This window comes from Asanoa sp. NPDC050611 (assembly GCF_040654855.1).
GTDB lineage: Bacteria > Actinomycetota > Actinomycetes > Mycobacteriales > Micromonosporaceae > Asanoa.
In genome coordinates, this window is the sequence record NZ_JBFAIU010000342.1 from 1 (window position 1) to 8,076 (window position 8,076).

General features: G+C 73.7%; 7 protein-coding genes. 1 reads left to right on the forward strand and 6 read right to left on the reverse strand.

What is annotated here, in order from left to right; all coding sequences use genetic code 11:
* The 5 genes from AB0H87_RS34185 to AB0H87_RS34205 form a co-directional block, all read right to left on the reverse strand.
* The coding region (locus AB0H87_RS34185) for an MFS transporter (RefSeq protein ID WP_360155295.1) at positions 1–1,113 on the reverse strand (1,113 nt) is incomplete at its 3' end.
* A 583-nt stretch (positions 1,114–1,696) separates the two neighbouring features.
* Positions 1,697–1,834 (reverse strand): hypothetical protein, encoded by a 138-nt coding sequence (locus AB0H87_RS34190; RefSeq protein ID WP_360155298.1) that lies wholly within the window; start codon positions 1,832–1,834, stop codon positions 1,697–1,699.
* Between the two features lie 84 nt (positions 1,835–1,918).
* Positions 1,919–3,097 (reverse strand): sigma-70 family RNA polymerase sigma factor, encoded by a 1,179-nt coding sequence (locus tag AB0H87_RS34195; RefSeq protein WP_360155310.1) that lies wholly within the window; start codon positions 3,095–3,097, stop codon positions 1,919–1,921.
* 62 nt (positions 3,098–3,159) lie between these two features.
* Complete coding sequence (locus AB0H87_RS34200) at positions 3,160–3,519, reverse strand: YciI family protein (RefSeq protein ID WP_360155301.1); 360 nt, start codon at positions 3,517–3,519, stop codon at positions 3,160–3,162.
* A gap of 92 nt (positions 3,520–3,611) precedes the next feature.
* Positions 3,612–4,667 carry a class I SAM-dependent methyltransferase gene (locus tag AB0H87_RS34205; RefSeq protein WP_360155303.1) on the reverse strand — a complete coding sequence of 352 codons (1,056 nt, stop codon included), beginning with the start codon at positions 4,665–4,667 and terminating at the stop codon, positions 3,612–3,614.
* Between the two features lie 118 nt (positions 4,668–4,785).
* On the opposite strand from AB0H87_RS34205, the gene AB0H87_RS34210 reads away from it, so the two are divergent.
* Positions 4,786–6,894 carry an alpha/beta fold hydrolase gene (locus AB0H87_RS34210; RefSeq protein ID WP_360155305.1) on the forward strand — a complete coding sequence of 703 codons (2,109 nt, stop codon included), beginning with the start codon at positions 4,786–4,788 and terminating at the stop codon, positions 6,892–6,894.
* Here the strand turns inward: AB0H87_RS34210 and AB0H87_RS34215 are convergent.
* The coding region (locus AB0H87_RS34215) for a tetratricopeptide repeat protein (protein ID WP_360155308.1) at positions 6,831–8,076 on the reverse strand (1,246 nt) is incomplete at its 5' end. The two genes, AB0H87_RS34210 and AB0H87_RS34215, sit on opposite strands and share 64 nt — an antisense overlap.

Consider the following 8,076-nt stretch of genomic DNA (forward strand, 5'->3'; position numbering starts at 1 on the left):
GAATGCGTCCACCAGGACGCCGCCGACGGCGGCGCCGGTGGCGATGGCTACCTGGAACATCGCTGTGGCGAGGCTGCCGGCCGGCTCGAGGCGGTTCGGCTCCGCGCGGGCTACCCACGTCAGGACCAGGGTCGGCAGGCCGCCGAAGGCTAGGCCCCAGAGCGCCACCGCTGCCGCGACCAGGGCGTACGAGCCGGACAGCACGGCGAACGCCACGACCGCCGTGCCGATGAGGACCGGTGCCAGGAAGACGCCCAGGCGCAGGCGGCGGTCGGCTAGCGGGCCCGCGACCATCGTGCCGACGAACGCGGCGATGCCGAAGATCGTCAGGAGAAGGGCCAGGGATGAGGGCGTGATGTCGGGTACGCGTTCGGCCGCCGGGCGGACGTAGGTGAACGCGGCGAAGTGGCCGCCCGCGACCAGGAGTACCGCGGTCATGCCGAGGATCATGGTGCGGCTGCGGGCGGTGTCCGCCAGGGCCCGCAGTGGGGGAGCGCCGGCGGCGGGGACGGGCGGTACCCAGGCGAGCAGCAGTGCCACCGCCACCACCGCCGCGCCGGCGGCGAGCCAGAACACCGGCCGCCAGCCCCAGGCCTCGCCGAGGTAGGTGCCGACCGGCACCGCGGTCACCGTCGCCAGTGAGACGCCCAGGTTGACCACCGTCATCGCGCGGCCGAGCTTGTCGCCGGTGACCAGCTGGCCGACCACCGCCAGCGCCATGGCCCAGAAGCCGGCGATGGCGATGCCGAGGATGAGGCGGCCGAGGAGAAGCAGCGGGTACCACGGCGCGACCGCGACCAGCGCGTCCGAGGCGACCGCCAGGACGATCAGGATCGCCAGCAGGCGCCGGCGGTCCAGCCGGGGAACAACGATGGCGATGGTCGGTGCGGTGATCGCGCCCATGATCGCCGTGGCGGTGACGGCTTGGCCGGCCACGCCTTCGCTGACGCCCATGTCAGCGGCGATCCGAGGCAGCAGGCTGGCAGGAAGGAACTCGCTGGTCACCAGCGCGAAGATGCCGAGACCCACGGCACCGACGGCGAACCAGGGCGAGCGGGTCCGGCGCTCGGCCGCGCGAGGCGCGGGCCGACGAAGATCAGACGTCAAAGTCACCGCGCAAGCCTCGCCGCGGCCGGCCGCCGTTGCTTGATCGTGCGTCGCCGCTGTTTGACGATTCGTCCACGTCCGCCGATGCACGTCACAAACGCACGTTCCGACCGTGCTGCCCGCCGTCGGGCGGCGAGTCGTGCGTGGTGGCGCGATCGTGGGGAGCTTGCGGGTTCGCGGTGGCGGGGGCTGGTGGTGGTCGGGCGGCGAGTCGTGCGTCGTGTCGCAACCGCCGCGAGCACGCCGCTTCGGCTCGGCGGTGTTCATCGTGGAGGGTGTAGACCGCTTGGACGGTCAGGTTCCGTACGGTGTAGCGGCGACCGCCCATGCCGTTGCCATCCGCATGCCATCGAAGACGCGACCGGGGGTCGCGCAGGCGTCGACTGGCGGCTGGCGTCGGTCTCGTAGACCGACGATGTCGTCCTCGATCAGCCCTCCCGCTCCGAGCGGCGAGGCCGAGCGCACGCTGACGAACGCGGCGCCAACCAACTCTTCATCCTAGGATGCCCTACGGGTTGTGCCGAGCTCGCCAAACCCTGCGCAGCGGCAGGAAAATCGCCCCAGGCGCCACCAACGTGCGAGGTTGCGCTCAGTCGTTGCGGAAGCTGACAGTGCCCAGCCGCGCTGCCGCCGAGGTCGCCGCCGCCGGGTCGTGCTCGTAGCCCGGCACGGTCGCGGCGATCACACCTGTCGGCGCCCCGCCGACACCTTCGGCCGCAGCGCGCACGGCGTTGGTGGAGCGGGGGCAAGCGTGCGGGTAGGACGCACCGGACCCCGAAGCATCGCCGAGCCCAACGGCCGGTCGACCGGGTCAGCGACCCCGCCGATCCACCGACGCCAAGCGGGCGAGGAGGAACTCGCGCTCGACGTCGTTGGACGTCAGGGCCAACGCTTCCTCGTAGGCCGTGCGCGCCGCGGCCCACTGACGCAACTGGCGCAGGAAGTCGGCACGGGCCGCGCTGAGGTAGGGATAGATCGCCAACGAAGGGTCACCCAGCAAGGGTTCCAGCGCCGCCAGCCCGGCGGCGGGACCGTCGCGCATTCCGAGCGCGACGGCACGGTTCAACGCCACCACGGGCGAGGGCCACTGGGCGAGCAGCAGGTCGTACAACGAGACGATCTCCGACCAGTCCGTTGCCGACCACGACGGGGACTCCGCGTGCACCGCGGCGATCGCGGCCTGTAGCGCGTAGCGGCCCGGCGCGTCCCGTCGCAGTGAGTCGACCAGCAGCGCGATGCCCTGCTCGATCTGTCCGGCGTCCCAGCGCGAACGGTCCTGTTCGGACAGCAGCACCAGGCCGCCGGACGGGGAGACCCGCGCCGCCGAGCGCGCCGAGACCAGCAGCATCAGCGCCAGCGAGGCGCTCACTGCCGCATCAGAAGGCATCAGCAGGTGCAGCAGCCGCCCCAGGTCCAGTGCGCGGTCGAGCAGGTCGTGGCGCACCAGGTCCGAGCCCGACGGGGCGGTGTGCCCCGTTGTGAAGATCAGCTGGACCACCTCGAGCACCACGCCCACCCGGGCGCCGAGCTGGTCGGGCGAGGGGGCGCGGTAGGGGATCCGCGCCGTTGCGATCTTCTTCTTCGCCCGGGTGATCCGTGCCGCCATCGTCGGCTCGGAGACCAGGAACGCGCGCGCCACCTCGGCCGTCGACAGCCCGCAGACCAGCCGCAGCGTGAGCGCCGCCTGGGCCTCCCGGGACAGGGCCGGGTGGCAGCACGTGAAGATCAGCCGCAGCCGGTCGTCGTCCAGCCCGGCCTCGGGGCCGTCCGCGACCGGGGAGGTGACCAGCAACGGCAACCGGCGCCGGAAGGTCGCCCGTCGCCGCAGCTCGTCTCGCGCCCGGTTGCGGGCCACCTGCGTCAGCCACGCACCCGGCCGGTCGGGAATCCCGCTGCCGGGCCAGACGACCAGCGCCTGGGCGAACGCCTCCTGGGCGCACTCCTCAGCCAGGTCGAGGTCGCCGCACGCCTGCGCCGTCGTCGCCAGCACCTGCGCCCACTCGCGGCGGTGGGCCAACGCCACCGCCGCGCCCACCGCCGATACCGACGCGCTCATCCGTGGTCGATCACCGGTCGGATCTCGACCCCGCTGTGCCCGGCCCGCACCTCCGGCAGCAGCCGGGCCAGCGCGACCACCTCGTCGAGATCACCGGCCTCGAGCAGGTAGAACCCGCCCAGCCCCTCCTTCGTCTCCAGGAACGGCCCGTCGGTCATCAGCAGCCCACCGTCGGCGTCGGCGCGCAGCGTCGTCGCACCCACCGACGCCGACACCAGCTCCTCGCCGCCCACCACCCGTGGGCCCGCCGCGGACCGGAACGCGGCGTGCTCCGCGTCGTGGGCCGCACGCTCGGCCTCCGAGAGGGCTTCCCACGCGACCGCGTCACCGAAGATGAGCAGCATGTACTTGGCCATGTCCGTGCCTTCCGTACGTGGGGCCGCGGTGCGGCCCGGTCACCCCACCGACGAACCCCACCATGCCGGAATCGACAGCGCACGGAAAATTCTCAGGGCCGCGCCTCGTACACCAGGTTGAACGGCGTCTCGGCCACCTGGCGGAACCGGGTGAAACCGGCATCCGTGGCGATCCGCCGGATGGCCGCCTCGCCGGCCTGCGCGCCCAGGGCGAAGCCGCCGTCCTGCGAGAGCGCGTTCGGCACGCACAGGAAGGTCGAGAACCCGTAGTAGACCCGGCCGACCGGGTTGAGGTTCTCCGCGACGGTGTCGCCGGCCCGCGGCTCGACGATCATCCACGTGCCGTCGGTCTTCAGCGATTCCCGGACGTGCCGGGCGGCGCCCAGCGGGTCACCCATGTCGTGGATCGCGTCGAACGTCGTGACCAGGTCGAACGGCCCTCCGCCGAAGGTCTGCGCCGACGCCGTCTCGAACGAGACCCGCTCGCCGACCCCGGCGTCCGCGGCCCGCTTGTGCGCCTGCGCGATCGACTGGTCGTGGTAGTCGGACCCGACGAACCGCGACGCCGGGAACTCCCCGGCCATGAGCACGGTCGACGCGCCGTGCCCGCAGCCGATGTCCGCGACCGTCGCCCCGGCGGTCAGCTTGTCGACGACCCCGTCGAGCGCGGGCAGCCAGGCCGTCGTCAGGTTGGCCAGGTAGCCGGGCCGGAAGAACCGCTCGCATCCCTCGAACACCTCGGGGTCGTGCTCGTGCCAGCCCACCCCGTCGCCGCTGCGCATCGCCGCGGTGATCCGCGGCTCGGACCGCAGCGCGCCGAGCGCGAGCTGGAACGCGCCGGGCACGAAGACCGGCCCCTCCGGGTCGGTGAGCGCGAACGCCTGCTCCTCGGTCAGCGAGTACGCACCCGAGTCGGCGTCGTACTCCACGTATCCGCCGGCGGCCTGCCCCCGCAGCCACTCGTCGACGTAGCGCGCGTCGGTGCCGGTCGCCGCGGCCAGCGACGTCGGCGTGTGCGGTCCCTTGGCGAGCGCCCGGTAGAGGCCCAGCCGCTCGCCGACGACCACGTTGCCGGCCGCCATCGTCGCGCCGAGATCCCCTACGAACCGGCCGAGGAACTCCATCAACCGGTCGTTGTCCAGTGCCATTGTCTTCCCCCTCGATGAATGAACTCGTCCCGTCCGACCCTCCTCGGCGACGTTGCAGGGTGCTTGCAACCACGTTGCAATGCCGCAGGGCAGGCTGGCACCGCGGAGAGGAGCGCGCATGCGGGCACGACAACCGGACATCCAGGGGTACGTGAAACACGACGGCGTCCGGATCGGCTACGAGGTCTTCGACCCGGGCGACCCCGACGCGCCCACGGTCGCGCTGCTGCCGGCCTGGTCGATCATCGAGTCCCGGCACTGGAAGGCCCAGGTGCCCTATCTGGCGCGCGAGTGCCGCGTCGTCACGTTCGACCCGCCCGGCAACGGACGCTCCGACCGGCCGACCGACCCGGCCGCCTACAGCGACGACGCCCACCTCGGCTACCTGCTCGCGGTGCTGGACGCGGTCGGCGCCGACACGGCGGTCCTGGTCGGGCTGAGCCGCGGCGGCTGGTGGTCGCTGGTCGCCGCCGCCCGGCATCCGGAGCGGGTCCTGGGCGCGGTGGCGATCGCGCCGGTCGGCCCGTTCCTCGACGCGACGCCGTTCCACCGGGAGAAGGCGCACTTCGAGGCGGTCCGCGCCGACTACACCGGCTGGGAGCGGTTCAACCGGCACTTCTGGAAGCAGGACCTGGCGGGCTTCGCGGAGTTCTTCTTCCGCACGGTGGTCAGCGAACCGCACTCGACCAAGCAGATCGAGGACGCCGTCGGCTGGGCGCGGCAGACCACGGCGGAGTCGCTGATCGCGGCCGAGGAGTCCGCGCGCTGCGTCCGCGACCGCGCCGAGGCCGAGGCGCTGCTGCGCTCGATCAACCGGCCGGTGCTGGTGATCCGCGGTTCCGAGGACCATTGCCGGACCCCGGGGGAGATGGTGCGCACGGCGGAGCTGAGCGGTGCCCGCGAGGTGGTGCTCGAGGGCGCCGACCACCTCCCGCACGCCCGGGAGCCCGTGGTGGTCAACCGCCTGCTGCGGGACTTCGTCCGCGAGATCACCGCGAAGCGCGGCGGGACCGTGCGCTGGACCCGCCCGCTCGACCGGCCCCGCCGCGTCCTCTACCTGTCGTCGCCGATCGGCCTGGGCCACGCGGAGCGGGACGCGGCGATCGTCGACGCGCTGCGCCGGCGGCGGCCCGGCGTCCAGGTCGACTGGCTGGCCCAGCACCCGGTGACCGAGGTGCTGCGCCGGCGGGGTGAGCGGATCCATCCCGCGTCCGCCCACCTCGCCGCCGAGTCGGCGCACATCGAGAGCGAGGCCGGGGAGCACGACCTGCACGCGTTCCAGGCGGTACGGCGGATGGACGAGATCCTGGTCGCCAACTTCATGGTCTTCGCCGACCTGGTCGAGCGCGAGCACTACGACCTCTGGGTCGGTGACGAGGCCTGGGAGCTCGACTACTTCCTGCACGAGAACCCGGAGCTCAAGCGTTCCGCGTACGCCTGGCTGACCGATTTCGTGGGTTGGCTGCCGATGGCCGAGGCCGAGGCGGACCTGACCGCCGACTACAACGCCGAGATGGTCGAGCAGATCGCGCGCTTCCCGCGGCTGCGCGACCGGGCCGTGTTCGTCGGCAACCCGGCCGACCTGGTCGACGACCCGCTCGGGCCGGGCCTGCCCAGCGTCCGGGACTGGACCAGGGCGCACTACGCGTTCAGCGGCTACGTCCGCGACTTCCCGCCGGTCGACGCGGACGAGCGGGCCTCGCTGCGCGCCGAGTTCGGCTGGCGCCCGGACGAGACGGTGTGCGTGGCCACGGTCGGCGGCTCCGGTGTCGGCGGCGGCCTGCTGCGCAGGGTGGTCGACGCGTTCCCGGCCGCCCGCCGCGCGGTGCCGGGTCTGCGCCTGGTCGTGGTGGCCGGCCCGCGGCTCGATCCGGGGATCGCGCCCCGCGAGGGCATCGAGCTGCACGGGTACGTGCACCGCCTCCACCGGATGCTGGCGGCCTGCGACGTGGCCGTCACCCACGGCGGCCTGACCACGACGATGACGCTGACCGCGCACCGGCGCCCATTCCTCTACGTCCCGCTGCGCAACCACTTCGAGCAGAACCGGCACGTCCGGCACCGGCTCGACACCTATCGCGCCGGCCGCTGCGTCGACTATGGACAGACAGACCCCGACAACCTGGCCGCGCTGCTGGCCGAGGAGATCAACAGGGAGGTCGACTACCGGCCCGTGGAGACCGACGGCGCCGAGCGGGCGGCGGCGCTGCTGGCCGAGCTGTTCTGACGCCGGGCCCGTGCGGCGACCGCCTCCGCCGCGGCCAGCGGCGCCTGCCAGCCGGTGCGGGCACCCGCGGCCAGCAGCGGCTCGAGCACGGCCAGCGCGCGTGCCGGCTCGTCGTGGGCCAGCCAGGCGCGAGCCACCGAGGTGTACGCGTCACCGCCGTAGAGCCACGCGGCGCCCGGCGGCGCGACCACGGCCCGCAGCAGCGCGTCGGCCTCGTCCAGCAGGGCCCGGTCGCCGGTCGCCTCCGCGAGCGGGGCGAGGCAGCGCAGGTGGTACGCCGTCGTGCGGTGCGACGCGCTGACCGCCAGGCCGTGCTCCAGCACCGGGATCGCGGCCGCCGGGTTGCCGTACTCGACCAGGGTCGTGCCGTGGAACGCGTCGACCGCGGCGGTGAACCACGCGTGGGAGTCCATCGTGGACGCCCGCCGGGCCAGCTCCAGCGCGTCGTCCCGCCGCCCGTCCAGGCGGGCGATCCAGCCGAGGTGCGCCAGGTACCACGAGGTGTAGCTCCCGTAGCCGCTGCGCTCGTTGATCGCCATGGCCTCCTCGACCCGGGCCGCCGCCTCCGCCCAGCGGCCGGCGGCCAGGTGCGGGAACGCCGACTCGAACCGGCACCACTGCAGCAGCCACAGGTCACCGGCCTGGCGCACGAGCGGCTCCAGCTCGGCGAGCAGGGCGGACAGCTCGGCCACCTCGCCGAGGTACGCGTACGCCGTCTTCAGCCCGTCGAACGCGGCCGCCAGGGCCGGGCCACCCGCGCCCCGGGCGGCCTCGCGGGCCCGCCGCCCGTACGCCAGGGCCTCGACGAACCGCAGCTGGTTGCTGCTCAGCACGGCCAGCCAGCCGAGCAGCTCGGCCTGCGCACCCCGGTCGCCGAGCTGCTCGGCCAGCCGCAGCGCGTCGCGCATGTGCCCGATGCCGCTCTCGACCGGCCGGCCCGATCCCGCCCAGGCCGGCCCGCCGAGCTGCCGCAGCGCCGCCATCTCGGCCCGGCGGTCCCCGGTCTCCCGGCTGAGCCGCTGTGCGAGCGCGGCGTCCTCGAGCGCCTCCGCGAACCGGAACCGCGCCTCCCGCACCCGGGCGCGCACCAGCAGCCCGCTGGACCGCAGCTCGGCGTCGCCACCTATCCACGGCTGACCGCGGCGGACGAGGCGATGCGGGCCGTCGCCGACCCGAAGGGTG